The following is a 15,946-nucleotide window of genomic DNA, read 5'->3' on the forward strand; positions in this document are numbered from 1 at the left end:
GTTACGACGAGCTCGGCTCGCCGCCGTCGTCCGGCGGCGGCGTCGAGCCCCCGGGATCGGCGGAGGACGAGTCCGTCGCGGTCGGTGTCGGGGTCGGGTCGGCGGACGTGGGCGGCGGGTCGCTCGGCGTGGGGTCGGTGGGTGCCGTGCTCGTGGGTGTCGGGTCCGGGCCGGACGAGGGCGGGTCACCGGGGTCGGGATCCGTGGGGTTGCCGGGGTCGGTCGGGGCCGGCGCGGTGCCGTAGCCCTCGATCGAGACGATGGCTCCGGCCGGTGAGACGGCCACGCGCGCGGTCCAGTGGCCGGAGGGCTCGCGCAGGTGGTCGACGTACACCTTGATCGTCAACGATTCGCCCGGGGCGAGGGTTCCCGAGGACTGGCTGAGGTAGAGCCAGGGCGCCGCGGTGGTCGCGGACCAGCGGACCGGGGCCGAGCCCGACGCGGTGAGGGTGACGATCGTGGTGTCGCTGCTGTTGGCGGCCGAGACGGCGAGGTGACCCGCGCCCTTCTGGCCGGCGCCGGTGACGCTGATGACCTCTACGGAGACATCGTTCTTGCCGCCCTTGCCGGGCCGGGGACTCGTGCTGGCGTTCCCGGTGTTCTCGTAGCCCCCGCTCGCGACCTCGCCCTCCAGGCTGCCGGGCCCGTGCTGCTCGCTCGCGGTGACGGCCCTGCCGTCGACGCCCTCGCCGGTCGGTGTGCCCCGGTAGGCGGCCCACAGGGCGAGGACGGGCGCCGCGATGACAGTGGCGACGACGGTCGTCGTGACGGCACGCGCGCGAAGGCGGTCTCTTCGGGCGGCGCGGTCCTTCGGGTCCATCGGGAAACCGCGCCGGTCGAAGCGCGGTGCGGCGGCGCCCCGCGCGCGTGGGAGATGCGCCATGGCGACGTGCAGGGCCGCGCGGGGCGCCTCCAGGACGGGCAGTTCGGCGGGCGTGACACTCGCGCCGGGCCAACTGCCGGGCACCGCGCGCTCGGCGGTACGACGGCAGTGCGGGCAGTCGTCGACATGCCGGACGAGTTCGCGGCGCAGGGCGCTGCTGAGCACCAGCTGATGGTCACCGGTGAGCCGGGCGACGCTCGGGCAGCTCCCGGTCTCCACGACGGCGAGGGCGGCACGCGTGCGTTCCACCTCGCAGGCCGCGGCCGCCAGCAACTCCCGCGCACCGGCGAGGTCCATGCCGAGAACGGCGGCGACCTCATGGGCGGCGAGCCGGTGGCGCACGGCGAGTTCGAGTGCCTCACGCTGCTCGGGGGTGGTCCCGGCGGCCTCCGGCCAGGCGAGCAGGGCGAGTTCACGCCCCCGCTGCTCCCTCAACTCCTCGGAAACAACGGGCTCCTCCACCTCACTACGCCCCACCGCGTGCGTGCCCTGACGTTTCTGCTTGGCCTCGGCCAGCTTGCGCAGGCAGGCCCAACGGGCCAGCGCGTACAGCCAGGCCCGGCGGTCACCGGCCGTCTCCGGCACGCGCGCGCCCCGGCGTTCGGCCAGCGCGAGCACGTCCCCCAGGGCGGCGGTCGCCGCGTCGTGGTCGCAGAGCACGGACAGGCAGTACGTGAACAGGCCGTCCAGATACGGCTCGTAGCGCGCGGGCGGGCGCTGCGCCAGCGTGCGCGCCGCAGCGCGGTCGCGCGCCTCCCGATGCGCCCGGTGTGCGCCGGTGGTGCGGGTCGAGGTCTCCGGACTGCTGCTCATCACCCGTGCGACCGTAGGCGGCGGGCGATGCCCCCTTCCGCCCCCTTGAGCACATTTAATCCGTACGGGTGAAACGATCCCTCATAAGGGGACAGGAACCCTTCCTTCCCTGGCTCGTTCCTGACGGGCGGTGGCCGGATACCGAAGGAGCGCGGCCCGTCCGCCGACCGCGGTGTCAGTGGCGGCGGTTACGGTTCACGCATGGCTGCCCGTACGAAGACCACCAAGGACCGACCGTCCTACCGCTGCACCGAGTGCGGCTGGCAGACGGCCAAGTGGCTCGGCCGCTGCACCGAGTGCCAGGCCTGGGGCACGGTCGAGGAGTACGGCGCTCCCGCGGTCCGGACGACCGCCCCCGGCCGCGTCACCACCTCCGCAGTACCGATCGGCCAGGTCGACGGCCGCACCGCCACGGCCCGCCCGACCGGCGTGCCCGAGCTGGACCGGGTCCTCGGCGGCGGCCTGGTCCCCGGAGCGGTGGTCCTCGTAGCGGGCGAACCGGGGGTGGGCAAGTCGACGCTCCTCCTCGACGTAGCGGCGAAGTCGGCGAGCGAGGAGCACCGCACGCTCTACGTGACCGGCGAGGAATCGGCGAGCCAGGTCCGCCTGCGCGCCGACCGCATCAAAGCGATCGACGACAACCTCTACCTCGCCGCAGAGACCGATCTGGCCACGATCCTGGGCCACTTGGACGCGGTGAAGCCCTCCCTCCTGATCCTGGACTCGGTCCAGACGGTGGCCTCCCCGGAGATCGACGGCGCCCCCGGCGGCATGGCCCAGGTCCGCGAGGTGGCCGGCGCCCTGATCCGCGCCTCCAAGGAACGAGGCATGTCCACCCTCCTCGTAGGCCACGTCACCAAGGACGGCGCGATCGCGGGCCCCCGCCTCCTGGAACACCTGGTGGACGTGGTCCTGTCCTTCGAGGGCGACCGCCACGCACGCCTACGCCTCGTACGGGGCGTCAAGAACCGCTACGGCACGACCGACGAGGTCGGCTGCTTCGAACTCCACGACGAGGGCATCACGGGCCTGGCCGACCCGAGCGGCCTGTTCCTGACCCGCCGCGCGGAGCCGGTCCCCGGCACCTGCCTGACCGTCACCCTGGAGGGCCGCCGCCCCTTGGTGGCCGAGGTCCAGGCCCTCACGGTCGACTCCCAGATCCCCTCCCCCCGGCGCACCACTTCAGGCCTGGAGACCTCCCGGGTCTCGATGATGCTGGCGGTCCTGGAGCAACGCGGCAAGATCAGCGCCCTGGGCAAGCGGGACATCTACTCCGCAACGGTGGGCGGAGTAAAACTCACAGAACCAGCAGCAGATCTGGCCATCGCGCTCGCCCTGGCCTCCGCGGCGAGCGACACCCCCCTCCCCAACAACCTGGTGGCGATCGGCGAAGTAGGGCTCGCAGGCGAGGTCAGGAGGGTCACAGGCGTCCAGCGCAGACTCTCCGAAGCACACCGTCTGGGCTTCACCCACGCACTCGTCCCTAGCGACCCGGGCAAGATCCCCGCGGGCATGAAGGTCATCGAAGTAGCCGACATAGGGGACGCTCTCCGGGTCCTTCCAAGGTCCCGTAAGCGAGAGGCCCCACGGGACGCCGAGGACCGCCGGTAGACTTTGCCCTGGTCTCGCCCGTCCGTACGAAGAGAGTGCGCGAAACGGGAGCACCGGAAAAACCTGCGACCGGAGGAGTGCAGTGGCAGCCAACGACCGGGCGTCAGCTCCCGGAAAGTCCGGCGGCGATGGCCTGATGCGCGCCTCACTGAGCGCCGTTGCCCCCGGCACGGCCCTGCGCGACGGCCTGGAGCGCATCCTCCGCGGCAACACGGGCGGACTCATCGTGCTCGGCTCCGACAAGACGGTCGAAGCGATGTGCACAGGCGGTTTCATCCTGGACGTGGAGTTCACAGCCACGCGCCTACGCGAACTCTGCAAACTGGACGGCGGCATCGTCGTATCCTCGGACCTCTCCAAAATCCTCCGAGCGGGCGTCCAGCTGGTCCCCGACCCCAACATCCCCACGGAAGAGACGGGCACCCGCCACCGCACGGCGGACCGGGTCAGCAAACAGGTCGCCTACCCGGTGGTCTCCGTCTCCCAGTCCATGCGCCTGATCGCCCTCTACGTAGACGGCCAACGCCGCGTACTGGAGGACTCGGCGGCGATCCTGTCCCGAGCCAACCAGGCCCTCGCCACCCTGGAGCGCTACAAGCTCCGCCTGGACGAGGTGGCCGGAACACTCTCGGCCCTGGAGATCGAGGACCTGGTGACGGTCCGAGACGTATCAGCAGTGGTCCAACGCCTCGAAATGGTCCGCCTGATCGCGACAGAGATCGCAGAGTACGTCGTCGAACTAGGCACGGACGGCCGCCTACTCGCCCTCCAACTGGAGGAGTTGATCGCAGGCGTGGAGCCGGAGCGCGAACTGGTAGTGCGCGACTACGTCCCCGAGCCCACGGCCAAACGCTCCCGCACGGTGAACGAGGCCCTGGCCGAACTGGACGCCCTATCCCACGCGGAACTCCTCGAACTCCCCACCGTGGCCCGCGCGTTGGGCTACACCGGCTCCCCCGAGGCCCTCGACTCAGCAGTGTCTCCCCGAGGCTTCCGCCTCCTGGCCAAGGTCCCGCGCCTCCCCGGCGCGATCATCGACCGCCTGGTGGAGCACTTCGGCGGCCTACAAAAACTCCTCGCGGCCAGCGTCGACGACCTCCAGACAGTCGACGGCGTAGGCGAAGCACGGGCACGCAGCGTCCGAGAGGGCCTCTCCCGCCTGGCGGAGTCCTCGATCCTCGAGCGCTACGTATAACCCAACCACCTACCAAGCCCAACTGCCCCTAGTCACTGGCCAGTACGAACGAGGTCTGAGCCTTGGCGAACCCGGAGGCCTGCGCCTCCACCAGATAGGTCCCGGCCCCGGCCGAACCAGCAGCCGGAGTAGCACACTCGGGCGCACTCGGCTTGCGGTCCCACTTCAGGGTGTACGTGACACTGCTCCCGGCGGACACCCGGTAGAAGACACTCCCGGCACTCTTCGGGCAGTCGGCAGACGACCAGAAATCAGCACTGCCCCCCGCCTCCGTGATGGTCAACACGGCACTCTTGGGCCCGAGATCAACCTTGCAGTCGCTGCCGGAGGAGTTCTTGGCCGTGAGCACAAACGTCGGCGTCTGATCCGGCGAGTACGAGTTGTGCAGACTCCGCAGACTCAACTGCACAGCGCCGGCGGTGCAGTTGGGAAGCGTCGAGTCGGCAGGAACCGTAGTCCCCGTACTACTACCGCCGTTGGACCCCCCACCGGACCCACTACCACCTGATCCGGCACTGGACCCACCGGAGCCGGAGCCGGCATCAGATCCGGAGCCCCCACCGCTCGACCCACTCGATCCACCAGCCCCACTCGAACTACTCGCGCCGCCCGAGTCATCGCGCCCGCCCGGGTGTTGACTGATGGCGGGACCAGATCCCGACGGCCCGGCAGTGATCGTAGGAGCGGGGGTCTTTCCGTTCTTGGCCCCATCCGCACCGTTCTTGCCGCCCCCGCCACCGGAGTTGACGATCCAGGTGATCAGCAGCGCCAGCAAGGCGACCACGGACACCATGAGGACCCTCCGTCGCCAATAGATGGAGGAGGGAAGCGGCCCGACCGGATTGCGCAGTGATCCCACGGCGCAAACTGTACGAGAGATCGGCGAGTTACCTCGCCCCACCCGCCGCCCCAGCCCCAACTTTTCCGGATCATCATTCCGGCAACCCCGCCTGGAATGGCCCGGGATGGACCACGAGCCGCCAGCCGCCGACGAACCGGGAGCGGGTCGTGGCGCTACGGCGCACCCCACCACCCACCCGCCCACCCGGCGACGCCGCCGTACTGAGGCACGCCCCCGGAACCACGCCGGCGGAACTCGGAATGACCCACGACCCGCAGCCGCCAACACAACGGGAGCGGGTCATGGCGGTACGGCGCAACCCGCCGCGTACCCGCCCACACGGCGACGCCGCCGTACTGAGGCACGCCCCCGGAACCACGCCGGCGGAACTCGGAATGACCCACGACCCGCAGCCGCCAACACAACGGGAGCGGGTCATGGCGGTACGGCGCAGCCCGCCGCGTACCCGGCACCAAGCCGTTCAGCCATGTCAACAAACAGCGGGGCCCCACCAGCGGCGGGCTCGCCGTACCGCCACGACCCCGACCCACCCACCAACCGTGGCAGGATCGGAAACGCCATGACTGCGCCCACGAAACCCCCGCACACCACATCCGCCACGACCACACCGGGCGGAGGTGAAAATGAAGGCGCCCACCTCCACACCCCGGTCATCGACTGGTTCGAGGACAACGCCCGCGACCTCCCCTGGCGCCACCCCGACGCCGGCCCCTGGGGCGTGATGGTCAGCGAGTTCATGCTCCAGCAGACCCCGGTCAACCGCGTCCTCCCGGTCTACGAACAGTGGCTCGCCCGTTGGCCCCGCCCCGCCGACCTCGCCCAGGACGCCCCCGGCGAGGCGGTCCGCGCCTGGGGCCGCCTCGGCTACCCCCGCCGCGCGCTGCGCCTCCACGGCGCCGCCACCGCCATAACGGAACGCCACGGCGGCGACGTCCCCACCGACCACGCCCAACTCCTCGCGCTCCCCGGCATCGGCGAGTACACGGCAGCCGCGGTCGCGTCCTTCGCCTACGGCCAACGCCACGCAGTCCTGGACACCAACGTCCGCCGGGTCTTCGCGCGCGCGGTCACCGGCACCCAGTACCCCCCGAACGCAACGACAGCCGCCGAACGCAAGCTGGCCCGCGCGCTCCTCCCCCAGGACGACGACACGGCAGCCCGCTGGGCCGCGGCCTCCATGGAGCTCGGCGCACTCGTCTGCACCGCGAAGAACGAGACGTGCCACCGCTGCCCCATCTCCGCCCAGTGCGCGTGGAACCTCGCCGGCAAGCCGGAACACGAGGGCCCGGCCCGCAAGGGCCAGACGTATGCGGGCACGGACCGCCAGGTACGCGGCAAGCTCCTGGCCGTACTCCGCGAAGCGCACACCCCCGTCCCGCAGTCCGCACTCGACCGGGTGTGGCACGAGCCGGTACAGCGGGCGAGGGCACTGGACGGCCTGGTGTCCGACGGCCTGGTCGAGCCCCTCCCCGACGGCATGTACCGGCTCCCGGCGACCCGAGCCTGAAACAACCGGACACACCCCGTCACGACCTGACACACGGTCACTTCACAGACAGAGCCCCCACCCCGGCCCGCCCCACAGCCCACACCAAGCTCCCGCAACACTCCCGCCGCCCCACCTCGCCAGGCAAATCACCCCATACCAACCCCAACAACCGCGCCCCCTTACCCCGGACCTACTTCCGTTACACAACCGACGGACAGCCGAGCGCTCTCCGCAGGCTGCTCCGCACAGTGCCGTGACAACCCCTCCGTAACTTCATTTGTGTACCGCAGACCGGCGGGACAGCAGCAGAGGACAACCGGCAGCAGGCGGGTCGGAAACGGGGATGGAGGCGGTTGATCATGGCGCAGGGCGAGGTGCTCGAATTCGAGGAGTACGTCCGCACCCGACAGGACGCGCTGCTGCGCAGCGCCCGCCGGCTGGTGCCGGACCCGGTCGACGCCCAGGACCTGCTCCAGACGGCGCTGGTACGGACGTACGGCCGCTGGGAGACCATCGAGGACAAGCGCCTCGCGGACGCGTACCTGCGCCGCGTCATGATCAACACGCGGACCGAGTGGTGGCGGGCCCGCAAGCTCGAAGAGGTTCCCACCGAGCAGCTGCCGGACGCGAGCGTCGACGACGCGACCGAGCAGCACGCGGACCGGGCGCTTCTTATGGACATCATGAAAGTTCTCGCTCCGAAACAGCGCAGTGTTGTCGTCCTGCGACACTGGGAGCAGATGTCCACCGAAGAGACGGCCGCCGCCCTCGGCATGTCGGCCGGTACGGTCAAGAGCACGCTGCACCGGGCGCTCGCCCGGCTCCGGGAGGAGCTGGAGGCCCGCGACCTGGACGCACGCGCGCTGGAGCGTGAGGAGCGGGAGCGTTGCGCGGCCTGAGCGACGACACCCCTGGGCCCGGGCTGAGCAGCGTCCCCGGGCCCAGCAGGGTGCGCGGGAGCTTCGAGGCGGCGTTCGCGGCGATGGCCGTGCTCGCCGCTCTCGCCCTTTTGGTGTCCGGCTGCGCCACCGGCGGCACGGGTGCCCGTGACGAGGGCCCGGCGCACTCCGACTCGGTGGCGGGCGTCGCGGAGGCCAAGTCCCCATCGCCCTCCGCGACCGTCGACGACCACGTGGACGCGGTCAAGCTCGTCATGGACGACCCGAAGGTCTCGGCGGCGGTCAAGCACGAGCTGAAGCCGTGCGTCGCCGACGAGTACGCGGTCGACGTGTCGTACGGCGTGCTGACCGGCGGTACCGCGAACGACGTCGTCGTCAACGTGATGACCTGCGGCGATGCGGTGGGGATCGGCTCGTACGTGTATCGCGACAAGGGCGGGACGTACGAGAATGTGTTCAAGGCCGAGGAACCCCCGGTCTACGCGGAGATAGACCGCGGCGATCTGGTCGTCACCAAGCAGGTGTACGAGAAGGGCGACCCGGTGTCGAGTCCCTCCGGGGAGAACGTGATCACGTACCGCTGGACCTCGGGCCGTTTCGTCCAGGAGTACAGCACCCACAACGAGTACAGCAACGCGGTCGGGGGCGACGCCTCGCCCACCCCGAGCAAGAACTGAACCGATCGGAACCGGAATACAACCGATCGGAACCGGCCTCACCGGAGCCCGGTCGGAACTTCATCGGAACCGAACCGGTCGGAACTGAACCGATCGGCCGCCCCGATCCGATGCTTCAGTGAACGCGGACGCCGCCCCAGGCGTCCCATGCTTGAGAACGATCCACACGAGACTGAGAGCACCGGGATGGCAGACCAGACCCACGTCCTGTTCGTCGAGGACGACGACGTCATCCGCGAGGCCACCCAACTCGCCCTGGAGCGGGACGGCTTCGTGGTGACCGCCATGCCCGACGGCCTGTCGGGCCTGGAGGCGTTCCGGGCGGACCGCCCCGACATCGCCCTGCTGGACGTGATGGTCCCGGGCCTGGACGGGGTGAGCCTGTGCCGCCGTATCCGGGACGACTCGACGGTCCCGGTGATCATGCTGTCGGCGCGCGCGGACTCGATCGACGTCGTGCTCGGCCTGGAGGCGGGCGCCGACGACTACGTCACGAAGCCCTTCGACGGCGCCGTCCTGGTCGCCCGCATCCGCGCGGTCCTGCGCCGCTTCGGACACGCGAGCGGCGGCGACCGTACGGCGGACGCGGAGGCGGCCCCGGTCGGCGGCGGGGTGCTGACCTTCGGGGACCTGGAGATCGACACCGAGGGCATGGAGGTGCGCCGGGCCGGGCACCCGGTGGCGCTGACGCCGACCGAGATGCGACTGCTGCTGGAGTTCTCGTCGGCGCCGGGCACGGTCCTGTCCCGCGACAAGCTGCTGGAGCGGGTGTGGGACTACGGCTGGGGCGGTGACACCCGGGTCGTGGACGTCCATGTGCAGCGGCTGCGGACGAAGATCGGCCAGGACCGGATCGAGACGGTCCGCGGCTTCGGCTACAAGTTGAAGGCCTGAGCAGGGGTATGCGGGGGAATTCACGGCGCAGGGTCCCGACGTTCATGGACAGAGCGGGCATCCGTACGGGCCTGAGATGGAAGCTCAGCGCGGCCATCGCACTGGTCGGCACGCTGGTCGCGATCGCGCTCAGCCTGGTCGTGCACAACGCGGCCCGGGTCTCGATGCTGGACAACGCGCGCGACCTCGCGGACGAGCGCGTCCAGATCGCCCAGCGCAACTACGAACTGTCCGGGCGGCCGAACTTCCCCAGCATCAAGATCGACGACCCGAGTCTGCCGTCGGCGCTGCGCGAGAAGGTCGAGGAGGGCCGCCGGGCGACGTACGTCACCGACCGGCCGCACGGGGTGCCGGACATCTGGGCGGCCGTACCGCTCAAGGACGGCCACGTCATGTCCCTGCACACCGGGTTCACCGACCGCAGCACGGACATCCTCAAGGATCTCGACCAGGCCCTGGTGATCGGCTCGATCGCGGCCGTGCTCGGCGGCAGCGCGCTCGGCGTCCTGATCGGCGGCCAGCTCTCGCGCCGGCTGCGCAAGGCGGCGGCCGCGGCGAACCAGGTCGCCAAGGGCGAGACGGACGTACGGGTGCGGGACGCGATCGGCGGTGTCGTACGGGACGAGACCGACGACCTCGCGCGCGCGGTGGACGCGATGACGGACGCGCTGCAGCAACGACTTGAGGCCGAACGCCGAGTCACCGCGGACATCGCGCACGAGCTGCGCACCCCGGTGACGGGTCTGCTGACGGCGGCCGAACTCCTACCCCCCGGCCGCCCCACGGAGTTGGTCCTGGACCGCGCGAAGGCGATGCGCACGCTCGTCGAGGACGTGCTGGAGGTCGCCCGGCTCGACGGGGCGTCCGAGCGGGCCGAGTTGCAGGACCTCATGCTGGGCGACTTCGTGAGCCGCCGGGTGCTCGCGAAGGATCCGGACGCGGTGGTGCACGTCGTGCACGAGTCGGAGGTGACGACCGACCCGCGCCGTCTGGAACGCGTCCTGTTCAACCTCCTCGCCAACGCGGCCCGGCACGGCAAACCGCCGATCGAGGTCTCCGTCGAGGGCCGGGTCATCCGGGTCCGCGACCACGGCCCCGGTTTCCCCGAGGAACTCCTCGCGGAGGGCCCGAGCCGCTTCCGCACCGGCAGCAAGGACCGCGCGGGCCACGGCCACGGCCTGGGCCTGACCATCGCGGCCGGCCAGGCCCGCGTCCTCGGCGCCCGCCTGACCTTCCGCAACGTCCGCCCCGCGGGCGCACCGGACCACATCCCGGCGGAGGGCGCGGTCGCGGTGCTGTGGCTGCCGGAGCATGCGCCTACGAGTACGGGGAGTTACCCGATGTTGCCGTAGCCTCCGGCGGTTGGGCGGGAGTTGGTGACCGGTGCTGTTGTAATTCCCGGCGGTTGGGCGGGTGTTGGTGGTGTCGTGGCTTTCGGCGGCTGCGGAACTCTCACGTACTCCCCACCATCACCTCCTCCCCCCGAGACGGCGCAGCCCCCTCCGCCCGGCCTCCGAAATACCGCTCCGCAAGCTCCGCGGCGGGCACATGCCGCACCTCCCGGAACCCGCACTCCCGCCCCAACTCCAAGACCTGCTCCGGGGTGAAGAAGCTGAGGAACGGTGTCCCCGCGGAACGCGCTCCCCGTACCGCGACCTCCAACTGGGCGCGCTGCTCCGGCTCCACGTCGTCCACGGGCCGTAGGAACGTGGTGACCAGGGTGGAGCCCGGGGCGAGGCCGGCGACCCGGCGGAACATGGTGGTGACCGCGTCCAGGGTGAGGTACATGGTCACGCCGGTCGCGGCCACGACGGCGGGCCGCCCCATGTCGAGCCCGGCGGCGGCCAGTTGCCCCCACCAGTCGCCCTCGAAGTCGACCGGTACGAACCGCAGCCAGTCCGGGATGTCGTACCCGAGCTCCGTCAGCCGCCGCCGCTTCCAGGCCTGCGTGCCGGGCTGCTCGACCTCGAACACCCGGAGTTTCGCGCCGAGTTCGGGCCGCCGCTGGGCGAAGGTGTCGAGGCCGGCGCCCAGGATGACGTACTGCTCCACCCCCTTCCCGGCCTGCTCCTCCACCACGTCCTCGACGAAGCGGGCCCGCGCGACGATCGACGCACGGATACGCCGCGTGGCCTCGACGTCCATGTCAGGACGCTCACGCCACTCCTCCCCCGGGTCGGCGAGCCGCAGCCCGACCTCGTCCTCGATGACGTGCGGCGGCGGATCGGCCTGGACGTGCAGGGCCCGCCACAGGGCGACCCGCACCGCCGTGTGGTCGGGCTCGACCTCCGCCACCGGCTGCTCCCGGGTCACCCGAAGTCCTTCGAGAAGTCCAGTTCCGCGCTGCGCTCGGTCAGCGAGTACCAGTTGCCGCTGTCGTCGCGGAAGATCGCCTCGATGCCGTACGGCCGCTCGGTCGGCTCCTGGAGGAACTCGACCCCGCGTGCCTTGAAGGTCGCGTGGTCACCGCGGCAGTCGTCGGTGGTGAACGCCCCGGCACCCAACACCCCTTTGCTGATCAGCTTCTTCAGCGCCTCGGCGGACTCGGGGTCGAGGCCCGGACCGTCCAGGCTCATCAGCGTGAGCGCGAGGCCGGGCTGGTTCTTGGCGCCGACGGTGACCCACTGCATGTCGCCCATCGAGATGTCGTCGCGCACCTCGAAGTCGAGTTTCTCGGTGAAGAAGGCCTTGCTGCGCTGCTGGTCGAAGGTCCACACGGTGGCGATGCCCAAGCCCTGGATCATGACTCCGCACTCCTGTCGGGTGAGGCTGCTTCCTGTTGGTCACCGTCACCGTAGGCAGGGCGCCCGGCGCGACGCTTCTTCAAAGTTGCGGCGGGGAAACCGCCGGCCCAGAGCATCGCGTAACACCCGGGAATGAGCGCGGCCCCGCGCCCCACGTGCTTGGTCCGGTACTCGCTCGGCGTCAGCCCGGTCCGCGCCTTGAACCGCGCCGAAAACGTCCCGAGGCTGCTGAACCCGACCAGATGGCAGATCTCCGTCACCGACAGATCGGCGCTACGGAGCATCTCCTCGGCCCGCTCGATCCGCCGATGCGTCAGATACTGCCCGGGCGTCTCGCCGTACGCCTCCTTGAAGGCCCGGATGAAGTGGTACCGCGAATACCCGGCATGCGCGGCCACCACGCCCAGATCGAGCTCCGGCTCGGCCCAGTCGCGATCCATGGCGTCCTTGGCAAGACGCAACTGCCGCATTTTGTCCATGCGACCGATGGTGGCACGCGGCACTGACATCGACACCGGGCCGCTGAATCCGAGGGCTCCGGGTTCCGGCACCCCTCAACTCAGGCCAGTGCCAGCCAACCCGTCCGCCACCTCTCAACTCAGGCCGGCATCATCCAGCCCGTCCGGCACCCCTCAACTCAGGCCGGCATTACTCAGCCCGTCCGGCACCCCTCAACTCAGGCCGGCATTACTCAGCCCGTCCGGCGTTTGAGGACGAGGCCCCTTCAGGGCCGATCGGGGGCCCGGGGGCGGAGCCCCCGGCAACGGACCCGCAGTCAAACGAAGCGCCCGCAGCCAAACACACATGCACGCACGCGTGCCCGCACACAAAAAGAAGGCCCCCCGGGGCGGACACCGACCGGGGGACCTTCAGCTCACTGTCGGCGGATCAGACGGCCTCGACGATCGACGCCGGCGCCACCGCTTCCTCGCCGGGCTTAGGCGCAGCCGGCCCCGCCCCCTTCAGCGGAACCTCCTTCACGAACACCGCGGCCACGAACGCGACGACAGCGACCACAGCTCCCAGCAGGAACGCGGAGTGGATACCGGCAGACACCGCATGCTGGTACGCCTCCCGCGCCACCGCCGGCAACTTCGCCAGACTCGCCGCGTTCAGCGTCGCGGACTGCTCGGTCACCTTGGACCCCAGCGCACCGGCCCGCTCGGACATGACGTCCTGCACCCGGTTGTTGAACAGCGCCCCCATGATGGCGACACCGAACGACGAACCAAGCGTCCGGGACAGCGTGCTGGTGGAGGACGCGACCCCCATGTCCTTCATCTGCACACTGTTCTGCGCGACCAGCATGGTGATCTGCATCAGGCAGCCCATACCGAGCCCGACGACGGCCATGAACACACCGGACATGAACCGGGTCGTATCGGTGTCCATGGTCGAGAGCAGATACAGCCCGACGACCATCAGCACGCTGCCGACCACCGGAAACACCTTGTACTTACCGGTGTTGGTGGTAACCCGCCCCGCGACCATCGAGGTCACGAGCATCGCCCCGAGCATCGGCAGGAGCAGCAGCCCGGAGTTCGTGGCGGACGCGCCCTGCACGGACTGCTGGTACAGCGGCAGGAACAGCGTCGCCCCGAACATCACGAACCCGGTGATGAAGCCGATGATCGCCATCAGGGTGAAGTTCCGGCTGCGGAAGATGTGCAGCGGTACGACCGGCTCGGCCGCCTTGGTCTGCCAGAACACGAACCCGACGAGCGCGGCCACACCGAGCCCGATCAGCTCCATGATCCGCGCGGACGTCCAGTCGTACTGCGAACCGCCCCACGTGGTGACGAGCACGATCGAGGTGATGCCGACGGTCAGCAGCCCGGCACCCAGGTAGTCGATCCGCGCCTGCGACCGCTTCTTCGGGAGGTGCAGTACGGCACTGATCGCGGCGAGCGCGATGACGCCGAGCGGCAGGTTGATGTAGAAGGACCAGCGCCAGCCCCAGTTGTCGGTGATGGTGCCGCCGACCAGCGGTCCGCCGATCATCGCCAGCGCCATGACGCCGGCCATCATGCCCTGGTACTTGCCCCGCTCACGCGGCGGGATGAGGTCGCCGATGATCGCCATGACGCCGACCATCAGACCACCGGCACCGAGACCCTGGATGGCCCGGAAACCGATCAACTGCCCCATGTTCTGCGCCATACCGCTCAGCGCGGAACCGGCCAGGAAGATCACGATCGAGGTCATGAAGGCGCCCTTGCGCCCGTACATGTCACCGAGCTTGCCCCACAGGGGCGTGGAGCTGGCGGTGGCGAGCGTGTACGCGGTCACGACCCACGACAGGTGCTCCAGCCCGCCCAGCTCACCGACGATCGTCGGCATCGCCGTACCCACGATCATGTTGTCGAGCATCGCGAGCATCATGGTGATCATCAGCGCGAGCAGGACGACCCGCACGCTCTTGGGCTGTTTACCGTCCACCTCTGCCCCGGGCACCCCTGGCCCGGTCTCGACCGTCTGTGTGTCCGCCATCTTTCCCACTCCCCTTGATACCGCTACCGTCCGGCCACTTACTTGCCGCCCGGCTAGTTGACTACACTCAGGGAAAGTAGACCCGTAACTAGCCGGGCGTCAAGTAAGTTTGCTGGAGCATGAAACGAATGGGCGGCACCATGGACGGCACCAAGCGGCAGCGTCGCGGAGACACCCGCCAGCGCATCCAGGACGTGGCGCTCGAACTCTTCGCCGAGCAGGGCTACGAGAAGACCTCGCTGCGCGAGATCGCCGAGCACCTGGACGTCACGAAGGCGGCGCTCTACTACCACTTCAAGACCAAGGAAGAGATCCTCGTCGGCATCTTCGAGGACCTGACCCGGCCGATCGAGGAACTGATCGAGTGGGGCCGCGGCCAGCCGCACACCCTGGCGACCAAGCAGGAGATCGTACGGCGCTACAGCGACGCGCTCGACGGCGCGACCCCGCTGTTCCGCTTCATGCAGGAGAACCAGGCGACGGTACGGGACCTGCGCATCGGCGAGCGCTTCAAGGAGCGGATGCGCGGCCTCCGGGAGATCATGATCGACCCCGAGGCGAGCCTGGTCGACCAGGTCCGCTCCCTCAGCGCGATCTTCACACTGCACGCCGGCATGTTCGCCGTGCACGACCTCGAAGGCGACCCCGAGGAGAAGCACAAGGCCGTCCTGGAGGTCGCCACCGACATGATCACACAGGCCCACGCGGGCACGAAGCCCACCGGGGACGGGTCCTAGACGGACACACCCTTGCCGCGCAGGAACGCGACCGGGTCTATCGCCGAGCCGTAGTTGGCGGTCGTACGGATCTCGAAGTGCAGGTGGGGACCGCTGGAGTTGCCGGTGCTGCCGGAGAGCGCGATGTGCTGACCGGTGCTGACGACCTGGCCGACCCTCACGTCGATGCGCGAGAGGTGGGCGTACTGGGAGTACGTGCCGTTGCCGTGCTTGATGACGACGGCGTTGCCGTACGCGGCACCGTCGCCCGCGCCGTTGCCGCCGGCCTTGACGACGGTCCCGCCGTGCGCGGCCATGACGTTGGTGCCGCTGGCCACGGCGAAGTCCTGCCCGCTGTGCGTGGACTGCCACATGCTGCCGGCCTGGGCGAAGCTCGCGGACAGCGTGTACTTCTTCACCGGGTCGATCCAGGAGGCGGCGACCTTCGCGCTGACGGCCTTCGGCGCGACACTCGCCGTGGCGGTGGCGGCGCTCGCGACCCCGGTGCCCAGCACGGCGGTGGCTCCCAGTCCGACGGCCATGACGGCCATGCGGGTGCGGAGCGAAGACGTACGGGAAGAGCGGGACGTGGCGCGCTGGAACATCGAAACCTCACGGGGGACGGGGACAGAAAAACCACCCGGCACACAGACGGCCGCCGGATGGCACGTTC

The 15,946-nt window shown here is 69.9% G+C and carries 15 protein-coding genes; 8 read left to right on the forward strand and 7 right to left on the reverse strand.

The window, feature by feature from the left end; genetic code table 11:
• Window position 1 precedes the first annotated feature (1 nt).
• Window positions 2–1,699: a BACON domain-containing protein gene (locus tag OG504_RS24160; RefSeq protein WP_405991692.1), complete on the reverse strand. Its 1,698-nt coding sequence runs from the start codon at window positions 1,697–1,699 to the stop codon at window positions 2–4.
• Window positions 1,700–1,897: 198 nt separating this feature from the next.
• Here OG504_RS24160 and radA point away from each other — a divergent pair, with 198 nt between their 5' ends.
• Both radA and disA read left to right on the forward strand, forming a co-directional pair.
• Window positions 1,898–3,307, forward strand: a complete 1,410-nt coding sequence (radA, locus tag OG504_RS24165) for a DNA repair protein RadA (protein WP_405991693.1) — start codon at window positions 1,898–1,900, stop codon at window positions 3,305–3,307.
• Window positions 3,308–3,443: 136 nt separating this feature from the next.
• Window positions 3,444–4,502, forward strand: a complete 1,059-nt coding sequence (gene disA, locus OG504_RS24170) for a DNA integrity scanning diadenylate cyclase DisA (protein ID WP_051801604.1) — start codon at window positions 3,444–3,446, stop codon at window positions 4,500–4,502.
• Between the two features lie 28 nt (window positions 4,503–4,530).
• Here disA and OG504_RS24175 read toward each other — a convergent pair whose 3' ends face one another.
• On the reverse strand, window positions 4,531–5,361 hold the full coding sequence (locus tag OG504_RS24175; RefSeq protein ID WP_405991694.1) for a hypothetical protein: 831 nt from the start codon (window positions 5,359–5,361) through the stop codon (window positions 4,531–4,533).
• A 562-nt stretch (window positions 5,362–5,923) separates the two neighbouring features.
• On the opposite strand from OG504_RS24175, the gene OG504_RS24180 reads away from it, so the two are divergent.
• From OG504_RS24180 to cseC, 5 genes are all read left to right on the forward strand, one after another.
• Entirely contained in the window at window positions 5,924–6,871 is a 948-nt protein-coding gene (locus OG504_RS24180; protein WP_405991695.1) for an A/G-specific adenine glycosylase, read from the forward strand.
• A gap of 341 nt (window positions 6,872–7,212) precedes the next feature.
• Window positions 7,213–7,752, forward strand: coding sequence for a SigE family RNA polymerase sigma factor (locus OG504_RS24185; protein WP_019064956.1), 540 nt, complete (start codon window positions 7,213–7,215; stop codon window positions 7,750–7,752).
• Window positions 7,740–8,429: a hypothetical protein gene (locus OG504_RS24190; protein ID WP_405991696.1), complete on the forward strand. Its 690-nt coding sequence runs from the start codon at window positions 7,740–7,742 to the stop codon at window positions 8,427–8,429. Before OG504_RS24185 ends, OG504_RS24190 begins: the two co-directional genes overlap by 13 nt.
• Before the next feature lie 186 nt (window positions 8,430–8,615).
• Window positions 8,616–9,323, forward strand: coding sequence for a two-component system response regulator CseB (gene cseB / locus OG504_RS24195; protein WP_405991697.1), 708 nt, complete (start codon window positions 8,616–8,618; stop codon window positions 9,321–9,323).
• 8 nt (window positions 9,324–9,331) lie between these two features.
• On the forward strand, window positions 9,332–10,675 hold the full coding sequence (cseC, locus tag OG504_RS24200) for a two-component system sensor histidine kinase CseC (RefSeq protein WP_405991698.1): 1,344 nt from the start codon (window positions 9,332–9,334) through the stop codon (window positions 10,673–10,675).
• Between the two features lie 100 nt (window positions 10,676–10,775).
• Here the strand turns inward: cseC and OG504_RS24205 are convergent, their stop codons facing one another.
• The 4 genes from OG504_RS24205 to OG504_RS24220 all read right to left on the reverse strand — a co-directional run bounded on the left by OG504_RS24205 (window position 10,776) and on the right by OG504_RS24220 (window position 14,557).
• Window positions 10,776–11,636: a class I SAM-dependent methyltransferase gene (locus tag OG504_RS24205; RefSeq protein WP_405991699.1), complete on the reverse strand. Its 861-nt coding sequence runs from the start codon at window positions 11,634–11,636 to the stop codon at window positions 10,776–10,778.
• Entirely contained in the window at window positions 11,633–12,067 is a 435-nt protein-coding gene (locus OG504_RS24210; RefSeq protein WP_405991700.1) for a VOC family protein, read from the reverse strand. Before OG504_RS24210 ends, OG504_RS24205 begins: the two co-directional genes overlap by 4 nt.
• On the reverse strand, window positions 12,064–12,537 hold the full coding sequence (locus OG504_RS24215) for a helix-turn-helix transcriptional regulator (RefSeq protein ID WP_405996412.1): 474 nt from the start codon (window positions 12,535–12,537) through the stop codon (window positions 12,064–12,066). Before OG504_RS24215 ends, OG504_RS24210 begins: the two co-directional genes overlap by 4 nt.
• Window positions 12,538–12,955: 418 nt before the next feature.
• Window positions 12,956–14,557 (reverse strand): MDR family MFS transporter, encoded by a 1,602-nt coding sequence (locus OG504_RS24220; RefSeq protein WP_405991701.1) that lies wholly within the window; start codon window positions 14,555–14,557, stop codon window positions 12,956–12,958.
• Between the two features lie 128 nt (window positions 14,558–14,685).
• On the opposite strand from OG504_RS24220, the gene OG504_RS24225 reads away from it, so the two are divergent.
• A complete protein-coding gene (locus tag OG504_RS24225; protein WP_405996413.1) occupies window positions 14,686–15,294 on the forward strand; it encodes a TetR/AcrR family transcriptional regulator in 609 nt (202 codons plus the stop codon).
• On the opposite strand, the gene OG504_RS24230 is transcribed toward OG504_RS24225, so the two are convergent.
• Entirely contained in the window at window positions 15,291–15,878 is a 588-nt protein-coding gene (locus OG504_RS24230; protein ID WP_405991702.1) for a M23 family metallopeptidase, read from the reverse strand. The genes OG504_RS24225 and OG504_RS24230 overlap by 4 nt on opposite strands.
• Window positions 15,879–15,946: the final 68 nt, after the last annotated feature.

The sequence above is a fragment of the Streptomyces sp. NBC_00986 genome, assembly GCF_045162565.1.
Lineage (GTDB): Bacteria > Actinomycetota > Actinomycetes > Streptomycetales > Streptomycetaceae > Streptomyces.